The 21,741-nt window shown below is 63.4% G+C and carries 19 protein-coding genes and 1 pseudogene; 14 read left to right on the top strand and 6 right to left on the bottom strand.

Going from position 1 to position 21,741, the window contains the following annotated elements; all coding sequences use genetic code 11:
• Window positions 1-338: 338 nt before the first annotated feature.
• The 4 genes from ACAM52_RS30405 to ACAM52_RS30420 form a co-directional block, all read right to left on the bottom strand.
• Window positions 339-1,211, bottom strand: coding sequence for a MurR/RpiR family transcriptional regulator (locus tag ACAM52_RS30405; protein WP_139701198.1), 873 nt, complete (start codon window positions 1,209-1,211; stop codon window positions 339-341).
• A gap of 260 nt (window positions 1,212-1,471) precedes the next feature.
• On the bottom strand, window positions 1,472-2,062 hold the full coding sequence (locus ACAM52_RS30410) for an enoyl-CoA hydratase-related protein (RefSeq protein WP_369630373.1): 591 nt from the start codon (window positions 2,060-2,062) through the stop codon (window positions 1,472-1,474).
• A gap of 81 nt (window positions 2,063-2,143) precedes the next feature.
• Entirely contained in the window at window positions 2,144-4,333 is a 2,190-nt protein-coding gene (locus tag ACAM52_RS30415) for an acetate--CoA ligase family protein (protein ID WP_369630374.1), read from the bottom strand.
• A 1-nt stretch (window position 4,334) separates the two neighbouring features.
• Window positions 4,335-5,114, bottom strand: coding sequence for an enoyl-CoA hydratase/isomerase family protein (locus ACAM52_RS30420; RefSeq protein ID WP_369645394.1), 780 nt, complete (start codon window positions 5,112-5,114; stop codon window positions 4,335-4,337).
• 407 nt (window positions 5,115-5,521) lie between these two features.
• On the opposite strand from ACAM52_RS30420, the gene ACAM52_RS30425 reads away from it, so the two are divergent.
• Together ACAM52_RS30425 and ACAM52_RS30430 are read left to right on the top strand one after the other, a co-directional pair.
• Entirely contained in the window at window positions 5,522-6,634 is a 1,113-nt protein-coding gene (locus tag ACAM52_RS30425) for a porin (protein WP_369647804.1), read from the top strand.
• An 11-nt stretch (window positions 6,635-6,645) separates the two neighbouring features.
• Window positions 6,646-8,343, top strand: a complete 1,698-nt coding sequence (locus ACAM52_RS30430; protein ID WP_369645395.1) for a gamma-glutamyltransferase — start codon at window positions 6,646-6,648, stop codon at window positions 8,341-8,343.
• A 305-nt stretch (window positions 8,344-8,648) separates the two neighbouring features.
• Here ACAM52_RS30430 and ACAM52_RS30435 read toward each other — a convergent pair whose 3' ends face one another.
• Window positions 8,649-8,921, bottom strand: coding sequence for a hypothetical protein (locus ACAM52_RS30435; protein ID WP_369645396.1), 273 nt, complete (start codon window positions 8,919-8,921; stop codon window positions 8,649-8,651).
• Between the two features lie 449 nt (window positions 8,922-9,370).
• On the opposite strand from ACAM52_RS30435, the gene ACAM52_RS30440 reads away from it, so the two are divergent.
• The 10 genes and pseudogenes from ACAM52_RS30440 to ACAM52_RS30485 all read left to right on the top strand — a co-directional run bounded on the left by ACAM52_RS30440 (window position 9,371) and on the right by ACAM52_RS30485 (window position 18,328).
• The gene (locus ACAM52_RS30440; RefSeq protein ID WP_139701193.1) at window positions 9,371-10,114 is read left to right on the top strand and encodes a GntR family transcriptional regulator; all 744 of its coding nucleotides are present in this window, start codon (window positions 9,371-9,373) and stop codon (window positions 10,112-10,114) included.
• Complete coding sequence (locus ACAM52_RS30445; RefSeq protein ID WP_369645397.1) at window positions 10,111-10,869, top strand: ABC transporter ATP-binding protein; 759 nt, start codon at window positions 10,111-10,113, stop codon at window positions 10,867-10,869. Before ACAM52_RS30440 ends, ACAM52_RS30445 begins: the two co-directional genes overlap by 4 nt.
• 59 nt (window positions 10,870-10,928) lie before the next feature.
• The gene (locus ACAM52_RS30450; protein WP_369645398.1) at window positions 10,929-11,714 is read left to right on the top strand and encodes an ABC transporter permease; all 786 of its coding nucleotides are present in this window, start codon (window positions 10,929-10,931) and stop codon (window positions 11,712-11,714) included.
• A 5-nt stretch (window positions 11,715-11,719) separates the two neighbouring features.
• Window positions 11,720-12,703: an ABC transporter substrate-binding protein gene (locus ACAM52_RS30455; RefSeq protein WP_139701190.1), complete on the top strand. Its 984-nt coding sequence runs from the start codon at window positions 11,720-11,722 to the stop codon at window positions 12,701-12,703.
• 71 nt (window positions 12,704-12,774) lie between these two features.
• The gene (locus ACAM52_RS30460) at window positions 12,775-13,779 is read left to right on the top strand and encodes a zinc-binding dehydrogenase (RefSeq protein ID WP_221937718.1); all 1,005 of its coding nucleotides are present in this window, start codon (window positions 12,775-12,777) and stop codon (window positions 13,777-13,779) included.
• Window positions 13,780-13,825: 46 nt separating this feature from the next.
• Window positions 13,826-14,260 carry a PaaI family thioesterase gene (locus tag ACAM52_RS30465; protein ID WP_139701188.1) on the top strand — a complete coding sequence of 145 codons (435 nt, stop codon included), beginning with the start codon at window positions 13,826-13,828 and terminating at the stop codon, window positions 14,258-14,260.
• A 7-nt stretch (window positions 14,261-14,267) separates the two neighbouring features.
• Window positions 14,268-15,059 carry a VOC family protein gene (locus tag ACAM52_RS30470; protein ID WP_139701187.1) on the top strand — a complete coding sequence of 264 codons (792 nt, stop codon included), beginning with the start codon at window positions 14,268-14,270 and terminating at the stop codon, window positions 15,057-15,059.
• On the top strand, window positions 15,056-16,624 hold the full coding sequence (locus tag ACAM52_RS30475; protein ID WP_369645399.1) for a class I adenylate-forming enzyme family protein: 1,569 nt from the start codon (window positions 15,056-15,058) through the stop codon (window positions 16,622-16,624). The genes ACAM52_RS30470 and ACAM52_RS30475 overlap by 4 nt, the downstream gene beginning before the upstream one ends.
• Window positions 16,621-16,812 carry a hypothetical protein gene (locus ACAM52_RS30480; protein ID WP_139701185.1) on the top strand — a complete coding sequence of 64 codons (192 nt, stop codon included), beginning with the start codon at window positions 16,621-16,623 and terminating at the stop codon, window positions 16,810-16,812. Before ACAM52_RS30475 ends, ACAM52_RS30480 begins: the two co-directional genes overlap by 4 nt.
• A 991-nt stretch (window positions 16,813-17,803) precedes the next feature.
• A pseudogene (locus tag ACAM52_RS30485) lies at window positions 17,804-18,328 on the top strand (ABC transporter substrate-binding protein).
• A gap of 36 nt (window positions 18,329-18,364) precedes the next feature.
• On the opposite strand, the gene ACAM52_RS30490 reads toward ACAM52_RS30485, so the two are convergent.
• Window positions 18,365-19,162, bottom strand: a complete 798-nt coding sequence (locus ACAM52_RS30490; RefSeq protein ID WP_139701184.1) for an IclR family transcriptional regulator — start codon at window positions 19,160-19,162, stop codon at window positions 18,365-18,367.
• Window positions 19,163-19,383: 221 nt separating this feature from the next.
• Between ACAM52_RS30490 and ACAM52_RS30495 the strand changes: the two genes are divergently transcribed.
• Both ACAM52_RS30495 and ACAM52_RS30500 read left to right on the top strand, forming a co-directional pair.
• The gene (locus tag ACAM52_RS30495) at window positions 19,384-20,682 is read left to right on the top strand and encodes an NAD(P)/FAD-dependent oxidoreductase (protein ID WP_369630380.1); all 1,299 of its coding nucleotides are present in this window, start codon (window positions 19,384-19,386) and stop codon (window positions 20,680-20,682) included.
• Between the two features lie 73 nt (window positions 20,683-20,755).
• Complete coding sequence (locus tag ACAM52_RS30500; protein WP_369630381.1) at window positions 20,756-21,715, top strand: alpha/beta hydrolase; 960 nt, start codon at window positions 20,756-20,758, stop codon at window positions 21,713-21,715.
• Window positions 21,716-21,741: the final 26 nt, after the last annotated feature.

A 21,741-nucleotide genomic window follows, 5' to 3' on the forward strand; every position in this document is an offset into this window, starting at 1 on the left:
CAACATCGAGCCCTACCGCTACCTCGTCGCGCTCTTCAAGAAGCTGCGCTGGCCCAGACGGTGGACGACTACGAGGCTCTGTTGCCCTGGAACATCGTGCTCGGCGAGCTGTAGAACGCGGCTTGCGGATCGGCACCAGCGCCGCGCGCGAGGGTATGGTTGATAGACCGCTTACGCTATGACCACAAGGACGCCAACTTCATGGCCTTCCTCTGCCTGGCAGCTCCTCTGACTTGGGTGCCAGGCCGAATGTCGATTCACCCTAGTGACCTGCCGGAATGCTTCTCAGCCGCCCATTCGGTCGAGGTAAGCGCCAGAAGGCATCTGCAGGGCGCGCTTCACGCGCGCGCGCGCTTGGTCGCCGACGCCTGCACATACGCTCCTGACTCGAAGAGTTGGCGCTCGACGCGTTCGATTTGTTCAACGACTTGAGGGCCAGAGTCTGCGACGAGCTGCTCCAGCAATGCTTCCGTCAGTGCGACGCCCGCCGCAACGGATGGAAAGAACGACGAGCTGTGCACGGCAAAGAGCAAGGTGATGTCAGCCTGAAGCGCCAGAGGTGACGCACTGCTATCAGTCATCGCTATCAGCGTCGCTCCAGCCCTTTTCGCATGGTTGGCGATCTCCAGCGACTCCCGCGAGTACGGCGCAAAACTGGTCACGACGACGGCGTCGCCCTTCTCGATGGGCCTCAGCTGCAGTTCAAGGCCGGAACTCGAGCCGTCAATCAAATGAACGGAATTTCGGAATAGTCGATAGCCATAGAAAAGGGTGTAGGCCACGGGAAAACTGGCCCGAAGACCAGCGATGTGCACGCTCTTGGCCTTCCTCAGTGCCTTCACCGCGTTCCTCAGCTGCGGGCTGGCTCCTTTTTCAGTGGCGTCAATGTTGCCGTGGTGGACAGCAAACAATTCGCTGACAAGATCGTGCGTGCGGCCGCGCCGGGCGACGGTCTTGGCGCGCTGCCCATAAGAGTCATCGTGTAACCCAAGGTCTTCTGCAAACGCTGACTTGAGTTCGGACCAGCCTTCATATCCCAGTTGCTGCGCAAGTCGCACCAAGGTTGTCGGCTGTGCCCCCGCCTTCTCAGCGATGTTTCGCATCGAATTGATGACGACTTCATTGGGGTAGTCGACAATGAATCGCGCTGCGGCCTGCAGGCGCGGCGTTAGGGCTTCAAACTGCTCCAGTAGCTTTTCTCGGGCGCTCATATTCAGGGCGTTCTCCTCGTGTGAATGGAACGAATGCTACACCCACCGACGCGAAGAGTGCATCGGTTCCAGAACGGACCTCACAGCGCGACCAAAGCGCTGAGGCGACCGCTGCAGCTACCGCCCGACGAATTGGGGGCGCCGCTTCTCGAGCATTGCGCCAACCGCTTCCAAGTGATCCTGGGTGTTGTGGCACATCCCCTGAAAGGCGGCGCACATGTCCAGGAACTCCGGAAACTCCATGCCCTGCGCACTCTTCATCAAGCGCTTCGTGAGACGCAGGCCTGTGGCGGCTTCGCCGCGATCGAATGGGCCAACTCGATAGCACGAGTCATCAGTTTTTCCGGACTCATCACGTCGAGAACGAGCCCAAGCGCCAAAGCCTCTGATGCGCTCACGGATCGCCCCGTGAAACAGAGTTCGGCGGCGCGCTGCTGTCCCACCAATCGTTGCAGGAACCAGGCGCCGCCATCGCCAGGCACGATCCCGATGTTGACGAAGCTCTCGGCCATGACGGCGACGTCGGAGGCCAGCCGGATGTCACACATGCGGGCCAGATCGAAGCCGGCGCCAATGGCTGGTCCATTGATTGCGGCTATTGTCGGCACATCGATGCGACTGAGTGCCAGGGGAATGCGTTGGATGCCGGACCGATAACGCGTCTGAACCTCGTGGACGTCACCAGCAAAGCTGCTTTGCCGGGCGAGCATGTGCTTGATGTTGCCGCCGGCTGAAAAGGCCTTCCCATTACCCGTGATCACGAGCACTGAAACGCTCTCATCGCGATTGGTCCAGCGAACGTTCTCTTCGATGTCATCAATGAGTCGGGTTCCCGTCAGTTCGTTTCGCACGTCATCCCGATTCAGGGTGAGCGTTGCGACGCGATTGTCAATTGTGAGAAGTGCGTCGTGAAGCGTCGGTAGCTGGTTTACTTAGTTCTCCCGTGAGGTCAACGGCGGTTTCGGATCGAGCAGGATTCGTACATCAAGAACCCTGATCCCCTCTGGGTAAGCCATGACAGGGTTCAGATCCAATTCAGCGATCTCAGGAAACGCTGTGCACAGGCGGGATACGCCAAGCATCAACTGAACCAGTGCGTCCTTGTCAACGGGGCGTGAGCCTCGCACGCCATCGAGAATCTGCGAGGCACGAATTTCCCCAAGCATAGACCGCGCGTCTGTTTCGGTGATCGGAAGCGATCGAAAGACCACATCGCGCAACACTTCCACCAACACGCCTCCCAGACCGAACATCAGGACGGGGCCGTATAACGGGTCTCGCACGACGCCGATGATGACTTCAACGCCACCAGAGGGGGCCATCGGGGTAACGAGCACACCTGCCACGTTAGGGTTCTCCTGGCCGTGCGCGCGTGCGTACGTCGTCGAATTCGCGAGGATCGTGGCATACGCACCCCGAACCGAGGACGTGTTGCTGATGTTCAGCTTGACGCCACCTGCTTCCGTCTTGTGAACGATGTCACAGGAAACGATCTTCATGGCCACGGGGACTCGACCCATCGATTCGAAGGCAACGACCGCATCGTCTGCAGATGAGGCGAGCCGCGCGGCCGTAAACATCTTGACGCCGGCATCTTCCAGCGCTTGGCGCGCCTCGTGCTCCAGGACGACGTGGCGACCCTCGCGCCGGCAGTTCTCGATGACGCCTTGAAAGCTCCCGGACCGGGGCGAGACATCGTTCGCTCCAAGATTCGGGCGACGGCGAGCTTCCCCCCAAGCGGCGAGCGCCTCGAGGCACCGCACCGACAGTTCCAGTGAGTCGTGCACAGGGACACCGAGTTCACGGATTATCGACAACGGTCGGGGCCGCTGGTCCGCACCGAGGCTACCGTACAAGCTGTGCACGATCACTGGCTTGCCGGACTCCGTGCAAATGCTCGCCACACGCCTGGACGTCTCGAGCTCCACCTCCGTCAGCGTGTGAGAAAAACGCACGCCATAGCCCCCAAACAATCCTGTAATCAGGAGTGCATCGACGGCTGGATCGGCCATCAAGATGGCCGCGCACTCCGCGAAGAGTGCTGGGTTTGAATCAGTTCCGCCAGCGACATCTACTGGGTTTGCGATAGTCGCAGAGGACGGCAGGATCGCACTCAGGCGCGCCTTTGTGGCGTCACTCAGCGTCGCAATCTGCAGGTTCTGTTCCGAGAGGGCGTCAGCTGCGATCGTGGCATGACCGCCACCATCCGCGAGCACGGCAACCCGCCGCCCCGCCATCGGGGGCAAAAGCGACAACGTCTCGGCGAGCGAGAGGATTTCGTCCGACTTGCGCGCCAGCACGGCGCCTGCCTGCTTCAGCACTCCTTCGCTAACGGCGTAGTTACCCGCGAGTGCGCCCGTGTGAGATTGAGCTGACTTGCGCCCGGCGTTGGTGCGGCCTGACTTGTAGATGACGACAGGCTTCTCTCGCGTGATGCGTTGCAGGCTCTCGAGAAATGTCCGACCGTCTTTCAAACCCTCGATGTACGCAATGACTACCTGCGTGTTTTCATCGACACGCAGGAACTCGAGATACTCGTGGAACTGAATGTCCGACTCATTTCCGATGCCAACGTAGATCGATAAGCCGATATAGCCGTTGGCCTGGGCTTCAGTAACGAGTGACAGCGCCATATTCCCGGATTGCGACACCAAGGCTATGCCACCCCGCTTCAGATCCGAGAAGCCGACAATATTCGCCTGCGCATGAGTGTTGAAAATGCCGGACGTATTCGGACCAACAATTCGGACCCCGCATCGCACGGCTTCTTCGACCATCCGCGCCTGAAGTTCCGCGCCTTCCTCACCCGCTTCAGCAAAGCCACCGGCGAGAACGACGGCACCCTTCACACCTCTTGCTCCGCATTGAGCGATGACGTCCGGTAGCGTTCGCGCCGGCGTGCAGATGAGTGCCAAATCAATCGAATCTGGAACGTGCGCCAGAGTGGGGTATGCAATTCTGCCGAGGATCGATACTTCCCGCGGATTGACCGGGTAAATCTCCCCGGGAAATCCGTCGTCGATCAATTTCTGGATTGACCGAAAACCGCGCTTCGTAGGATCTTTTGAAGCACCGACTACCGCAATGGACTTGGGATAGAAAACTGGATACAAGGTGTTCATTTCAGTCTCCGTGGAACACAGGTGCTCGCTTTTCTGCGAACGCGTCGACCCCTTCTTGCCAGTCACGCGTTGTGCTGACAAAGGTCATGCCCTCCAGCTCTGCGCGTAAGGCCGCATCCAACGTTGACTCCGAAGCAAAGTTCAATTGCTCCTTCGCGAGTTGCATTGAGCGCGGCGCCTTAGTGGCCAGTTGACGGCAGAACTGGAGCGCAGATTCGATGAACACCTCATCGTCGAACACGCGATTCGCCAATCCGATCCGTACCGCTTCTTCGCCTCCGATACGCTCACCCAGGAAAACCAGCTCCCGCGCCTTGGCAAGGCCCACAAGCCGCGGCAGCAGCCAGGTGACGCCTCCGCCGAGAAAGTTGCCGATGCTTATCTCCGGAAGACCGATCTGCGCAGTTCTGGACATCACGATGAAGTCCGAAGCGAGCGCGATCTCAGCACCAGCGCCGAGTGCATAGCCATTGACCGCCGAGACAACTGGCTTCTTGAGTTGCAGAAGGCGCTTGCAGAGTAACTGTTCACCTTGCAGGTACTGTCGCCGGTCATACGGCGTACGACCTGCCTTGTGCTCCTTCAGGTCCGCTCCAACGCAAAAGGCGCGGCCGGCTCCGGTGAGCAGGACAACCCGCACTTCGGAATCCCGCTCGGCTTCAACGAGTGCCTCGCCGAGCTCATCGTAGAGCTGCTGCGTGACAGCGTTGAGCCGATGAGGGCGATTGAATCGGATCTGCGCGATCCCGTCGGCAGCTGAAAACATGACTGTCTCGTACATCCAAACCTCCGTGTACGTCCCAGTATATGGATCAAATGCTCTGAATGCAACATTCGCGGATCAATTGATTGATGCGCAGTTTGGGCGCGGGTCATCTGCGCACTGGAAGTGTTGCATCGCGTGATCTAGGTAGAACCACCATGCATCATACGTTTCATAACTCCATAACATGGCGCAAACGTTTGAATCAAAACATTAGTTTTTGGCTCATTTGCTTCACACGTTCAAGCGCGCCAGAGGGGCACCTTCGCCTGTCTCTCAGGAGCGTTCCGTTAGCCAGCCATCAACTCAACATGAAAGCGCAACCAGTGGACATGAAATTGACGGACCACACGACCACGAACATCAGTTCGACGAGAACATCCATCGCCACCGGCCTCGCGAGGTCGGGTTTCAAATGGAATCGTATGCACAAGTCCCTGATCGCGGTGGCGGCCATGACTTTTGCCGGCGCCGCCTTCGCTCAATCGTCGGTGACGATTTTCGGAGTCGTGGACGCCAGGGTGGCGTACGGCTCGGGCAGCGTGGCGAAAAAGACCCAGTTGGCCAGCTCCGGCATGAATGCCTCGCGTCTGGGCTTTCGCGGCGTAGAAGACTTGGGCGATGGCATGTCGGCTTCGTTCTGGCTGGAATCGGCCGTGAACGTCGACGATGGCTCGTTTGGCACAACCAACACTAACAACCAATCCAGCGGTTCCGCTGGTGGTGGCGCAATGGTCTTCGGCCGACGCTCGACGGTGAGCTTGTCCGGCAATTGGGGGGAATTGCGTCTGGGGCGGGACTTCACTCCGCAGTTCTGGAATTTGAGCGAGTTTGATCCCTTCGGGACTACAGGCAACGGCACGACCCAGACACTCAACTCCATCATCACCGGCACAACGCAGGTCCGCGCTTCGAACAGCATCGGCTACTTCCTGCCCAAAGAGACCCTGAATGGCTTTTACGGCCAGGGCATGTACTACCTGGGTGAGAACAACAGCAATGCCGTCAACGTCGTTTGTACCTCGCCTAGAGTTCCCGCTGGCTGTGGTGTCAGCACCAAGAACGACGGCAGCGGCTGGGGCGTGCGACTCGGATTCAAAAGCGGTCCATTCGACGTCGCCGCTGCAACCAGTCGCACCACGAACGCCGCAGGCAGTCCGCGACAGAGCAATATCGGAGGGCAATGGGACGCGGGAGTGGCGACGATCATGGCCCACTACTCACGGGACAAGGGCGTTGTGAACGGCTCGATGCGCAACGCCAAGGGTTGGCTGGTCGGCGGCTTGGTACCCGTGGGCGCCGGCGACATCCGCATCTCCTACTCTCAGTACGCGGTCAATCTGGCGCCCGCGCCCGATCGAATCACCAAGAAGTGGGCGCTGGGCTACGCATACAACCTGTCTAAGCGCACGGCTCTCTACGTCACGTACGCGCGCCTGAGCAACGGCGGCGGTGCAACACAGGCACTAAACGGCGCGACGACGGCGGCCAACGGCTCTTCGACCGGGTACGACATGGGCATTCGCCACAGGTTCTAATGAAAATGAAAATGAAAATGAAAATGGCTGAAGGCAATTGGGATCCCATGGAATCCAACAGTTTCGTAGACGGCGTCCGCGCAGGACTCACTCGTCGTGAACTGGCAGGGGCGCTCGCCATGTTGGCCTCCGCTATCTCCACGGGTGGATGCGCGCAATCGGGAGCATCGACCCAAGGGGCGAGCGCATCCACCACGGCGCCGTTGCACGGCATCGTCGCAGCGGGGGCGAAGCCAGCTGCCGACGCAGGCGCGGCCATACTTTCGGCAGGCGGGAATGCAGTCGATGCCATCGTCGCGACGGCAATTGCAATGGCCGTGGTCGATCCTTCGAACACTAGCATCATGGGGCGGACCCATCTCCTGGTTTTGAATGCGTCCGGTGAGTGTGACGCGATCGACGGCCGCTCCATGGTCCCGGCAGCGTGGCACGCCGGGGACAAAGCGACCGACAGGGCGGGCGTTGTTCCGGTGGGAGGCAACCCACGGAGCTTTGAACATGCCCTGCAGCGATTTGGCCGTCTGACGATGGAACAAGTTTGCGCGCCGGCCATCCGTTTGGCGCGCGATGGCTTCGAGGTGCCTTCGAACTTGGCACGGGTCTGGTCTCGCCGGGTTCCGGTCCTGCAGCGCAACCCCGTGGCGGCGAAGCTCTTCCTCAAAGAGGGCGGCCTGCCGTACAGAGAGGGGGAAGTCTTCCGACAACCGGAATTGGCTGCATCCCTGTCTCTCTATGCGAAGGGTGGCGCGGATCGATTTCTGAATCAGGCACTGACTCGCGACTTAGCACTGTTGCAGGCAGCGGGAAGCAAGCTGACCACGGAAGACTTTCTGGCGTATCGTCCCATCGACGCCGAATACATCCACACTCGGTACCGCGGATGGGACGTCTGGACCATCGGCAGACAAGGCTACGGTTTCCTTGTGGCGCAGACGCTGGAACTTCTTCAGGCGTACGACCTCCGATTGATGAGTGCCGCCGATCGGTGGGCAACCATGCTCGTGGCTCAACAAGTGGCCTTCAAGGGCCAGCGCGATGAAGCTTTGGGATCGAACGCTTCGTCACTTCTGGATCGCAATCGCATCCAAATGCTCGCCCAACGTGTTCGGGCGATTTTGCAGTCGAGCAATGCTTCGGGCCTGTTCGAGGTTCCACCAACCAAACCTGGCATACCTCAGGACACGACTCACATCTCTGTCGTGGACGCGCAAGGCATGGTCGCTTCGATGACGGAATCCATCGGACCGCACTTCGGAACGGGATTCGCGTCGCCTAACGGCTACTTGTTCGCACACAGCTACCAAATGGCAAGTGGCCAGCCCGACCCGGACGGCCGTGACGTCACATCGATGCTGCCGACCATTCTGCGATCGCCCGATGGGACGCTGGTTGCCTTGGGAGCCGCAGGGGCCGACAAGATCCGCGGGGCGGTCTTGCGCGCCATTGTCAACACCGTCGATCTCGGCATGACCGCGCAGCAAGCCGTTGCCGAACCCGCCTGCGTCATCCACAACGGCTATGTGCAGGCTTCGCGGGAACTCGACCCATCAGTGCGGATGCACTTGCAACGAATAGGTGTCACTCCTCGAATGGTAGGACGAAGCGACGGTGATCATTTCGGCGTCCTGCACGTCGCGAAGCGCCATGCCGACGGAAGCTTTTCGGGGGGGGCGGACACCTACTGGGATGGTGGAACAGCGCTCGTTTGATCCCACCACTGCAGCCGCAGCTTCACGGCCCTGGTTAAGAGCTACGGACCGCGCCAGGAGTTCATCACGCCGGAACGTCTATTGATTCCGACGCGAGCTGATTCGTTTTCACATCTGCCGCAGGCGCAGCGGCGATTGAATCTTCTGCTCTTTCGTAGATTGCGACCGGCGCTTGCGTGCCGCCAGCTTGCGGCGATGGCGACCACCTTGCCCTTGAAACTGTCATGCGATCCGATATCGATCAACAACGGCAGGATCCGGATCGATTCCAAGCCCAGGCGCGGAGGGAACAGGCACATGGCCGTTTACCGGCACTGTCGCTCCTCCAAAAGATCTTCCTCGAAATCGCAGTAGAGCCTTTCAAAGATCGGTGTCGAGCGCGTAGCTGCATTGAGATGCAATGTCGCAAGCTGCCCCGGCCCAAAAAGCGCGAAATGAGGGAAAAACTCGATACTCTCGGCTTCACACAGCGCCCGCACCTTCACCAGTTCGGTATTGGTGCGCCCTCCCAGGGTGATGCAACAACGCCGTGCAGGTCCAATGCCTTGCAAAGACGCCGACCAATGCAATGGCTTCAAGCACCGCTCCACCATCGAATCAACGACAGTCCCGGAGAAAGGCCGTCCCAGCGGTTCAAGGCTGAGCAGGCAGCACACGCAGGGACTCAGTCGCCCAGCATGAGATGGTCGCGGTCGGACTTGAACGTCACATCAGTCGGCAACCGATGAAGCTCACGCGCTGCCCTACGCGCAAGTCCTGCTTCCAGTTGATCTCCTGCGGCGGTATCAGCAGCTCCGCAGACAGTGCCTGCGGAATTGGCCACCGGTGACTGCAGCGCCTCCGGAGATCCATCACCAATAAGGCTTCCACGCCGGCCATCGCGTGAGCTGCTCACAGAATGAATTTTCCACATAAGAACGAACGGATTCGTTCGTTAGATTTCAACGAGGCGGCTACTACGCTCTGAGCCCTCTTGTGGTGAACGCAGAACTTCTCTGTGAGCCGCTCACAGAGAAGTTCTGAGCCCATGCCCTCGCCCTTCACCCTTCCATTGCGCTCCGAGCCCGCCCCTTCCCAGGAAGGAGACAGCCAGGGCGCAGCCGCCTACGCGCTGATCCGCCGCGACATCCTGTCCTGCCGGCTGATGCCGGGCGTGACCGTGACGGAAGCCGAGCTGATGGACAGCTACACATTGGGCAAGAACAGCTGCCGCATCGCGCTCACGCGGTTGACCCACGAGCGACTAGTCCGTTCGCGACCCCGCAAAGGCTTCCAGATCGCCCCGATCACGGTGAAGGATGTCGAGGAGGTCTTCGCCCTGCGAGCGCAGCTCGAACCGATGGCCGCAAGGCTCGCCGTGGGCCGCGTCGACACGCAGTTGCTCCACCGACTCGAAGCCGCCTGCCGCGTCGAGCATGTGGCACCGCTGCACGAACGCATCGACGTGTTCATGGACGCCAACAAGCAGTTCCACCTGGCCATCGCCGCCGCCGCCGGCAACGACCGCCTGCTGCGCACGCTGTCCTCTCTGATGGACGAGATGTCTCGGCTGGTGGCCTTGGGCTTCAACGTACAGCGCGTCAAGCCCGAGATTAAGCACGACCACAACGCAATGATCCAGGCCTTCGACGAAGGTGACGGCAAGCGGGCCGAGCTCATCGCGCGCAGGCACATCGAGACCTTCCAGGCGCAGACGCTGGAGAAGGTGTATGCCAGTCTGTCGCAGGCGGGCGCCTACCTTCCCTTTCAGGCCGCGAGGAAGGCGCCGTGAGCGCGCTTGTGCGGGACGAGGCCCCGGCGCTGGAAGCCAGGGGCATCGGCAAGCGCTACGGCCGCCTCGACGTGCTCGCCGGTATCAACCTCGCGGTGTATCCGGGCGAAGTGCTCGCGCTGGTCGGACCTTCGGGCTGCGGCAAGAGCTCGCTGCTCAACATCCTCTCCGGCCTCCTGCCACCCGACGCTGGCACCCTGGCTATCGCGGGTGTTCCTGCCAAGAGTTTCAGGCACTGGGAGCGCATCGCCTACATGTTCCAGGAAGACCGGTTGCTGCCCTGGCGCAGCGTACGCGACAACGTCGCCTTCGGCCTCGAGGCCACGCAAGCGAACGGCGCCGAGCGCCTGCGCCGCGCCAGCGAGGCCCTGCGCAAGGTCGGTCTGGAAGCGGTGGCCGATGCCTGGCCACACGAACTGTCCGGCGGCATGCGCAGCCGAGTGGCGCTCGCGCGCAGCCTGGCGGTGCAGCCCTCGGTGCTACTGATGGATGAACCCTTCTCGAAGCTCGATCCGCAAACCCGCTCGCAGATGCACTCGGAATTGCTTCGCCTCCAACGTGGCAGCGGCGCGACGGTCGTCTTCGTCACCCACGACATGGAAGAAGCTGTGGTGCTGGCGGACCGCATCGTGCGGCTCGCGCCGAACCCTGGCCGTATCGTGGAGGTCGTGGACCTCACCGGGCTGACGCGTCCGCGCGTGCCGGTCGACCCCGCAGTCACGGAGCAGATCCGGCTGCTGAGGATGCGGGGATGAGCTCTACCTTCCCTAGGCGCTTCCTGACGCTGCTCGCACAGCGCCTGCTGCTGGCTGGCGTGATCCTGCTGGCCTGGTGGTGGGGCGCGCAGCACCTGCCCTCCTTCGTGCTTCCAGGGCCGGACAAGGTAACGCAGGCGCTGTTCGCGCTCTGGAACAGCGAGACCTTCGGCCGGGACGTCGTCGCCACCTGCCGGCGCGTGCTGCTGGGCTTTGGCATCGCAACGGTCGTCGGCACGCTGCTGGGCCTAGCCCTCGGCGCAAGCCGGGCGCTGGCGCGCTTCTTCGAGCCCTTGCTGGCCGTCTTCAACACGGTGTCCTCCGCCATCTGGGCGATCTTCGCAATCATCTGGTTCGGCATCTCGGACGCGACCACCGTTTTCGTGGTGTTCATGACGGCGATGCCCTTGATCCTTACCAGCGTCTGGCAAGGTGCGCAGACAGTGGAGCCGCAGTACGTGGACCTGGCGCGCAGCTTCCGCATGTCGCGCGCGCAGGTGCTGCGCAAGATCTACGGGCCGAGCATCTTGCCGCACTTCTTTTCCGGCGCGCGCTTGGCCTTCGGTTTCGGTTGGCGCGTCTCCCTCGTGGCCGAGACCATCGGCTCCTCGGACGGCATCGGCTACCGGCTGCGCCAGGCCGCCGACCTGGTGCAGACCGATCAGGTCTTCGCGTGGACCGTGCTGCTGGTCGCGCTGATGCTGGTGATTGAAGGCGGGCTGCTCAAGCCCGCCGAACGCTGGCTGTTCCGCTGGAAATCCGCCTCGAAGGGGTCGCGCTCCGCCGCGCCTTCGCCTTCTTCTCCTGCTTCCTCCCCCTCCCCGGTCCCAAGTTCTCAAGGATGAATCCCATGCGCAAGCTCTTCGCCGCGACCCTGCTCGCGGCGGCCACACTCACCTCCTTCGCGGCCCAGGCCGCCGACAAGGTCCGCATCGGCTACTGGACCAGTGGCGTCAGCCTCGGCTACGGTGCGGTGCTGGAGTCGAAGGATTTCCTCGCCAGGCGCGGCATCGATGCCGAGTTCGTACATTTCCCAGACGTCAACGCGCCGCTGCGCGCGCTCGCCTCGGGCTCCATCGACCTCGCCTTTGGCGCGCCGCTGGCCGGCGTGTTCGGCACGGCCGCGACTGGAGTGCCCGTGCGCATCTTTGCGGCCACGCAGCCGGCCGACGTGCAGTTCGTGGTGCCGGAGGACTCGCCCATCCGCTCCATCGCCGAATTCAAGGGCAAGAAGATCGGCATGTCGCCCGCGGGTTCGTCGGTGGCGGTGATCGCCGGCGCGGTGCTGGCCGGCAACTACCAGATCAAGCCCAACGAGTTCTCGCTGGTCGGCGGCAACGAGTCGCGGCTCGCCCAGTTCCTGGCGCAAAAGCAGGTCGACGGCGCGGCACTGCGCTCGGTCACCGTGGCGCAGCTGGGTGGCGAGCTCAAGCTGCGGCGCCTCGGCAGCTTCGCGGATGAGTGGAAGAAGCTCACGCGCTCGGACGCCCTGCCCTACATCGGCGTCGGCGCCGTGCGCGCGGAACTGGTGGACAAGCAGCCCGAGGTGGTCGCACGCGTCATCGCCGCCTTGCGCGACACCCTGGCCTGGGGCAACACGCACCGCGACGAGGTGGTGCAGATCCTCCAGAAGAAGGCCAACCTCCCGGCCGAAGACGCGCGGGCCTACGTCGCACTTTGGAACGCGATGAACCGCGTCGGCCTCGAGCCGGAGGACATCGCGACCCTGCGACGCGAGCATGCCGTCTTCGTCGAGTCCGGCCTGGTGAAGGGCGAACTCAAGGACGAGCTTTTCATCACCGCGCCCTATGAACAGTCGAAGACGCTGAAGTAAGCGACCTCGTCAGCCACCTCGCCCGACACAGCCATTCAACCAAGGAACCTTTCATGAGCAACCCCACCACCATGCGTGCTCTCGTGCTCGACGCGCACGGCGCCCTCGACCAACTGCGCGTCGTCACCGACAGACCGGTACCCCGCGCCCAGGCCGGCCACGTGGTCGTGCGCGTCGGTGCCTCGTCCTTCAACTACCACGACGTCTTCACCGTTCAGGGCATGCCCGGCATCAAGGTGCCGCTGCCGGTGGTCATCGGCCTGGACCTGGCAGGCACGATCACCGAGGTGGGCGACGGCGTCTCCGACTGGGCGCCTGGCGATCGCGTGCTGGTCAACCCGCTCAAGCCCGGCGTCGGCCTGATGGGCGAGATGATCGATGGCGGCATGGCCGAGTACGCGCTAGCCGATGCATCGCAGCTGATCGCGCTGCCCGACGAGGTGAGCTTCGAGCAGGCCGCGGCACTGCCGGTGGCCTACGGCACAGCGCATCGCATGCTGTTCACCCACCGCACCGTCAAGGCCGGGGACAAGGTGCTGGTGCTGGGCGCAAGCGGCGGCGTTGGCACAGCCACCGTGCTGCTGGCCAAGCTGCTCGGCGCGGAGGTGATCGCCGCCGCCGGCAGCGATGAGAAGGCGCAGCGCCTGCTCGCGCTGGGCGCGGACCACGTCGTCAACTACCGCGAGACCGATTTCTCCAAGTGGGTCATCGCGAAGTACGGCAAGCCGCAGCGGCGCACCCACGAAGGCGGTGTCGACGTGGTCGTCAATTTCACCGGCGGCGACACCTGGCTGCCCTCCATCAAGAGCCTGAAGCGTGGCGGCACCCTGCTCGTGTGCGGTGCCACCGCGGGCCACGACCCGCGCGAGGACCTGCGCTATGTCTGGAGCTTCGAACTCAATATCAAGGGCTCGAACAGCTTCTACGAAGACAACCTCAAGGCCCTGCTCGCGCTGGTGGCCGAAGGCCGGCTCGACCCCGTCATCGACCGGGTGCTGCCGCTGGAGCGGGCTGCCGAAGGCCTGGCTCTGATCCGCGATCGCGCTGTGCTCGGCAAGGTCGTCGTCGCGCCATGAGTCACCCCAATTGCGGCTTCCTTTCCCTCTTTCTCCGGACCCAACAATGACCGACACCGCATCCCCCGCGCTCCCCAGTGCCGAAGACATTCAGGCCCGTCTACAGCGCGGCCCCTACCACCAATGGCTGGGCCTTCAGGTCCAGTCCGTTGCGCATGGCGAAATCGCCCTGACAGCGAAGTTCCGCGACGAATGGGTGGTCAATCCCGAAGGCGGCTACATCCATGGCGGCATCCTCGCCGCGCTGGTGGACCTGACGGCCGACTGGGCACTGGTCTCGCACACCGGCAAGGGCGTGCCGACCATCGATCTGCGCGTCGACTACCACCGCGCCGCGCGCGGCGACCTGCGCGCGACCGGCAAGGTGATCAAGCTTGGCCGGCAGTTCTCGGTGGCCGAGGCCCAGGTGTTCGACGGCGAAGGCCAACTGGTGGCGAGCGGGCGCGGTGTGTATGCGACGCCGGCGCCGGCCAAGACCTGAGCCGCGCATGCCAGGGAGCTCCCTCGACCACCTGGTCGTCAACACCCGCTTCGAGACCAACGCCGCGCAGGCCCTGTTCGCAGACTTGGGCTTCACGCTGACGCCGCGCGGCCACCACACCCTGGGCTCGATCAACCACCTCGTGGTCTTTCCCCAGGCCTACCTGGAACTGATCGGACTGCCGCAAGGCGGCGGCCGGCTGCGACAGGAGATCCTCGACAGCCCGGTGGGCATCGACGGTCTCGTGCTGGCCAGCCGCGATGCCGAGGCCTCGCACGCGGCGCTGGCCGCCGCCGGCTTCGCCGTGTCGCCTGTGCAGCACTTCTCGCGGCCGGTGGAGATCGACGGCCAGACGCACGACGCACGCTTCTCGACCGTGCGCCTGCTGCCGGGGCAGTTGCCCGCCGGCCGCGTCTACGTCTGCCAGCACCATACGCCGGAGCTCTTGTGGCGGCCCGAATGGACCGCTCATGCCAACGGTGTGCGCGGCATCGCCGGCCTGGCCATCGTCGGGCCCGCGCCGCTGCGGCTGCGCGGCGACTACGCCCGGCTCGGACCGTTGACGCCGGACTTCTCGACGGATTTCCTGGACCGCGCCGAGTTCGACGCGCGCTACGGCGCGCTGGCGTCGTTCTTGCCAGCGCGCGAAGACTTCTTCGGCGCGATTCGCCTCGCGGGTGGGGACCCGGCTGCGATGGCGGCCCGGGCCACGGCGATGGCGCTGCCGGCCGCGCAGACCCGCGACGGCCTGGCCATCGCGCTACCCCGCTTTCACACCGTGCTGGAGTTCAGCGCGTGAGCATCGAAGAAAGCCTCAACCTCGGCTGCGTGATCGACAGCGCCGCCGACCCGGAACGCGTGGCCTTCATCGGGCTCGACGCGGCCGGCCGCGCCACCGAGCACCGCTTCGGCGACATCGACGACCGCGCCAATGCCGTCGCCCGCGCCTTGCTAGCGCAGGGCCATGCGCCACAGGAGCGCATCGCGCTGTTGGCGGCCAACTCGGTCGACTACGTGGTCTCGCTCCTGGGCATCCTGCGGGCCGGGCTGGTCGCGGTGCCGGTCAATTTCAAGCTGCCGGCCCCGCTGATCACCTTCGTGCTACGGGACAGCGGCGCACAGCTGGTGCTGTGCGATGCCGAACGCAGGGCCCAGGTGCCCGAGGGACTGCCGGCGCTGGTCTTCGGCACGCAGGCCTTCGACGCGTGGCGCGCTCCCGGCGCACTAGCGCCGCACGTGTCGGTACCGCATGTCCCGGCGCCTGAAGACCTGGCCCTGCTGCTCTACACCTCCGGCTCCACAGGCCAGCCTAAGGGCGTGCGACTGAGCCATGCGAGCCACCGCTGGGTCGTGCGGATGCGCCGCGCGGCGACGCCGCTGGCCGACGAGCGCGTGCTCGTCGCAGCGCCGCTCTATCACATGAACGCGCTGGCGCTGGTGCTGCTCACCCTGGCATCCCATGCCACCGCCGTGCTGCTGCCGCAGTTCAACACGACAGCCTACATCGGCGCCATCGACCGCTACCGTTGCACCTGGCTCACAGCGGTGCCGCCGATGATCGCGATGATGCTGCGCGAACGGAGCGCTCTCGCGGCGGCCGACCTGTCCTCGGTGCGCGTCGTGCGCATGGGGTCCGCGCCAATCAGTCCCGGTCTGCTGGAGCAGATCCGCAGCCTTCTGCCCAACGCGCGCATCATCAACGCCTACGGCACCACCGAAGGCGGCCCGGTCGTTTTCGGCCCACATCCCCTGGGCCTGCCCACGCCACCACTCGCGGTCGGCTTTCCGCATCCGCAGGTGGAGGTACGGCTGGCCGACGACGCGGGGGCAGAACGCGACGAGGGCGTGCTGGAGATCCGCAGCCCCGGCCTGATGCAGGGCTACCACCAGCGGCCCGATCTCTCGCCCTTCACCGCGGACGGCTTCTACATCACCGGCGACGTTTTCCGGCGCGACGACGAGGGCTTCTACACCTTCGTCGGGCGGCGCGACGACATGTTCGTGAGCGGCGGCGAGAACCTCTACCCCGGAGAGATAGAGAAGGTGCTGGAACGCCATCCGGCCGTGCAGCAAGCCAGCATCGTTGCGCTGCCGGACGAGATCAAGGGCACCAAGCCGGTCGCCTTCGTCGTGCCGCGCGCGGGCGTTGCGGCGGTGAACGAGGAGACGCTCAAAGCGTTCTCGCTGCAGCACCTCGCGGCCTACCAGCACCCGCGCCGTATCTGGTTCACGGAGAGCCTGCCGCTGGCCGCTACCCAGAAGATCGACCGCGCCGCGCTGGTGCGGGAGGCTCTGCGCCGCAGCAGCGCCACGCAAGCGGCGCCCATCGATATGCCATTCGCATCCGACCATGGGAAACCATGACGCATCCATCCATCCGCTCCTCGGCCCTGCCAGCCACGCTCTTCGCCGGCATGCTGCTGGCCGCCACACCGAGCCACGCGCTCGACGAGGTCACCGTCGCCCTCGCGATCCCGTCCACCATGCATGACGACGCGTCCTACGCCGCGGCCCAAGCCTGGGCTCCTACAAGGAGCCCAATCTGGCGGTGACGATCATCGTAGTCTAGGGCGCTGGCGCGCGGCCCCGTAGATCGCCGACAAGCGCAGGCCTTCGGCTATCCGACCTGCGAGCCCGTAATGGCTGGCTATTTCTCCGGCAAGGCGCCTTGCCGCTGCGCTATTTCTACTACGGCGTGCCAGCGACCACAATGGAGTTCAGCTGAGCAGCGGCTTCCAGGCGCTTCGCACCGGCCGCGTCGATGCACTCAACTTCCATCGCAGTTTGGACTAGTCACAGGAACGCAGGCTGTAGTTGCGTTTCACCACGCTCAGTCAACCCTCCAGTCGTTCCGACCGAATACCAACAGGCAACTGCTGTCAAAGAGTGAGAGGCTTGGTGGTGGCACGCCGGTCCCGCCACCTGCGCCGTGCCCGTGCCGTTGATACGCGGTAGCGCGTTGAACTGGAAAGACCCGGCCGGCACTTGGCCGCATTACTAGCGGATGGTTGCAGCGGAGTTCGCGAAAGCATGTCAGGCCGTCCTTGCGGTTGCCGTTGACCCGGAGCCCGTAGGGGCGAATGCGCTGGAATCCCTTCGGCTGGTCGTGTTGGATCCTTGTTTTTCGGGATGGCGACCTATCCAGCGTCGAGCATCACCAAGTCGGCATGGTGACCGACCTTGAGCACGCTGCAGCCGCACATATCGAAGCTGCGTGTTGCGAGGCCCATTCTGTATCGCCTTCTTGCCGATTCAGGCTCTTCCCCGATGCCTAATTTTTAGCGCGCCCGACGCGAAAAACGATCCTTGGAAGCAACGCGGTGGGCTCCTAACATTCGCTCCCGCTGGCCCTTCAACGTGACGAAGACAACACGCAGGGTCACGCTCTCCGCTCCCAATTCTTCTACAAGGGAATCCGCCATGGCCAATCTCCGGGACCCCGGTCGCCGAAGCCTTCTCAAGACCTCGCTCGTTGCCGGGGGCCTCTCGTTCGGCAGCATGCTGTCGTTCGACACCTTCGCGCAGGGCAAGGCGCGCATCAACATGCAGCTCGGCTGGATCCCCAGCATCAACCAGATCGGCGAGGTAGTGGCCAAGCGGCTGGGCTTCTACGACCAGGAAGGCATCGAGTTCGCCATCCAGCCCGGTGGACCGAACATCGATGGCGTGGCCATCGTGGCTTCTGGCCGCTATGAGGTGGGCTAGGTTTCGTCCAGCCCCTCGGTAATGTTGGCCGTCTCGCAGGGCCTGCCGATCAAGTGCTTCGCTGTCGGCGCCCAGAAGCATCCGTTCACCTTCTTCTCACTGGCCAAGAATCCCGTGCGCAAACCCGCCGACCTGATCGGCAAGAAGGTCGGCATCCCCTCAACCGCGGCCATCCTGCTGCGCGCCCTGCTGGCGAAGAACAAGATCGCCGAGAAGGACGTCACCATCATCACGGTCGGCTCCGACATGGTGCCGCTGCTGACCGGCGAAGTCGACGTCGGATGCTGCAGGCAGGCGTGCTCAATAGCACCGCGACGGGGCCCTGCTTGGGCAATGCACGCGCAATTGTCTGGACGCTTATAGGGCGAGGGGCCTTGGAATGAAAATAGACGAACGCCCTCAGCCTAGGGCACGCACAGAATTGCTCAGGGTGCGCGCACAAGCCAGCAGCGAGGGCCCCAAGCGGCTCTCAGCCTCCTCGCGCGTCCAGCGGCTGGTGGGGGCCACGATATGCACGGCAGCCACAGGCCGGCCGTGGCTGTCGATCACAGGAGCACCCAGCGTCATGTCACCCAGGAACAGTTCTTCGCGATTGATGGCGTAGCCACGCTCGCGCGCCTGGGTCAACTCGGCCAGAATGGCCGACTCATCGGTGATCGTGAAGCGCGTGTGAACGGCACGCTCGCTCGCGCGCAACAGCGCCAAGGCCTCCGCATCGGGCAGCGCGCTGAGCCAGGCCCGGCCCGATGCCGTGCAGTACATGGGGATGCGGCTACCGATGGGCATGTGCACCGGTACAAACTGGGCGCTGACGAAGCGCGCCACATAGACCATCTCCAGCCCGTCGGGCTCGGTGAGGCAGGTGGTCTCGGTCGTCACGGTGGCGAGCTCCGAGAGATAGGGATTGGCCAGATCAATCAGCGTGTTGGCTGCCAGGTAGTTGTAGCCGATGCGCATCACGCGCGGTGCGAGCAAGTAGCGACGCGTCTGCGGATGCTTTCGCACAAAACCTAGTTGTTCCAGGGTGAAGACCATCCGTTGCGCCGAGCTCTTGCTGATGCCCGCCGCCGCCGCCACGTCAGCCAGCGTCATGCTGCGCCGCTGCGCACTGAAGGCGCAGAGCACGGCCAGCCCCTTTTCTAGCGACTGATTGAACAAGGGGTTCGCGTCTTCTTCGGGCGATTGCGGCGTGCTCATGTGAGAAGCATAGCAGACGCCATTTTAAATATCGCATATCGATATTATCGAATCTTTTAGTGGTTTTTACGTATTTTTATCAGCCTCGCATGTAGTGATGATTGATTCATGCGATTTGAATTTTTGACTGATGAGGCAACGAAGCACTCACCCAGCAACGAGCCCATGGACATGCCTGTGCAACCGGCCTTCCTGCGTCATGCGCCGGACGGAGATACGGCATGAGTGCCCCCTCCATCGGCTCGCACCCCGACGCCCCCTCGCTGTGGGCCGCCACAGCACCCCAAGCCCCCAACACACCCGCGCTCAGTGCCCCCTCGTCAACCGACGTGCTTGTGATTGGCGCGGGGTACACGGGCCTATCCGCCGCATTGCACCTGGCAGAGGACGGAGCCAGCGTGTGCGTTCTAGATGCGCACGAGCCCGGCTGGGGCGCCTCAGGGCGCAACGGCGGGCAAGTAAACCCCACGCTCAAGCACGACCCCGACGACTTGGTGCGCGTCTACGGTGCTGCGCGCGCCGAGCCGCTGATTGACGCCGTCTCCCACTCGGCCGACCTCGTATACAAGCTGATCGAGCGCCACGCCATCGACTGCGCCCCCGTGCGAGCCGGCTGGCTACAGGTGGGCTACACCCAGCAGGCGATAGACGGTATGCACGCTCGCGCCCAGCAATGGGAGCGGCGTGGCGTGCGCGTGGAGACGTTGGGCCGCTCGGCCGTGGCCGCACGCATCGGCACTCCGGCCTTCGCGGGTGGCTGGCTCGACGGACGCGCCGGCAGCATTCAGCCATTGGCCTATGTGCGCGGCCTGGTGCGCGCGGCACAGGCGCAGGGTGTGCAAGTGCACGGAGGCTCGCCCGTGGTGGCACTGCAGCGCCAGGGCACCGGCTGGGTCGCCACCACGGCCCAAGGCCACCGCGTGCAGGCGCAACAGGTGGTGTTGGGCACCAACGGCTATACCGACGGACTATGGCCGGGGCTGGCCCGCACAGTGCTCGCCGCCAACAGCTTCATCGTGGCCACACGGCCGCTCGGCAAGGCGGGTGAGCACATCCTGCCCGGCGGCGAAACGGGCTCGACCTCGCAGCGACTGCTGCTGTACTTCCGCAAGGATGCGCAGGGCCGGCTGCTGATGGGCGGACGCGGTCACTTCAACGACCCGCGGGGCCCCGGCGACTTCGCGCACCTGGAGCGCGCGGTAGCGCTGATGTTCCCCGGCCTCGGGCCTCTGCAGTACGAGTATCGCTGGGCCGGGCGCGTTGCCATCACACGCGATTTCATGCCGCACCTGCACCAGCCCGCGCCGGGCATCACCATGGCACTGGGCTACAACGGGCGCGGCATCGCCATCGCCACGAGCCTAGGCCGGCACGTGGCCGCCTTGACAGCGGGCGGCGGCGCGGCGGCCTGCCCCTTCCCGATCACGCCCGTGCAGCCCCTTCCGCTGCACGGGCTACAGCGCTTCTACATCGCTGCCGGGGTGGCCTGCTACAGCCTGCTGGACCGCATCTGGACGTGAGTGAACTCCGGTCTTGGAAGAGCCCGGGATCTATCTTTCCCTACACAAGAAACGACCTCAACTGGAGCTTTGAATGTACGAATATGCAGGACTAGACCTCGCTCTTGGCTATGCGGCCCATCTGGATCGGATGCAACAGCTAGCACGAGACAATCCACTGCAGGGCCTACCCGGCGTCCGTCTTCGGTACGACATGCTTGGAGAGCGCTATGTCTACCCGAGGCCCGCAGGCATGCGGGTGCGCAATACATTCATTGTGCTGAAAGGCAAGGAGATTCCACTTCGAGTCTATTGGCCTGCCACCGAAGAACCACCGCCTGTCATCCTCTATATGCATGGAGGCGGCTTCGTCGCAGGGAGCCACGATTCGCACGACATGATCGTGGCGCAGCTTGCTCAGGCAACAGGCGCGGCGATCGTTAGTGTGCATTACCGGCGAACGCCCGAGAACCCCTTCCCAGCGGCTCATGAAGATTGCTGGGAGGCTTTGAATTGGACGCACGCCCAAGGAACAACACTTGGATGGGATTCATCGCGGATGGCCGTTGCCGGCGACAGCGCGGGCGGACTGCTTTCCACTGCCATGTGCATGCTCGCAAAGAGAAAGGGAGGACCGCGCCTCCGCTGCCAAGCACTGGTCTATGGCGTCTTTGACATGAATACGGAGCGCCCGTACTACCGTACCGCCAAGGACACTTCGCTCTTCTACGATTCAATATGCACGCTAGTTCCTGCGTACCTCGGTTCGCAGCCTGGAGTCGCAACTGATTCTCTTGCAGTACCGCTGCGCGCGTCTATCGACGAGTTGCGAGGATTACCACCGGCATATTTCCTGAACGCTCAATACGACCCTCTGCTGGAGGAGGAAGGTGAATACGCGGCATTGCTTAAGCAGGCCGATGTCCTCACCACAGTAGAAATAGTCCCCGGAACTATGCACGGCATGTTACGGGCGATGGACGTGTGCCCCAGGGTAAGGGATGCGTTTGACCGTCTGGCGCTGGCGCTACGTCAGCATCTGGGAACAGCATAGCCCCCGCATTACAGCGGCTGACTGAG

Origin of the sequence: Variovorax sp. V118, assembly GCF_041154445.1 — a bacterium.
GTDB classification, from domain to species: Bacteria; Pseudomonadota; Gammaproteobacteria; order Burkholderiales; family Burkholderiaceae_C; genus Variovorax; species Variovorax boronicumulans.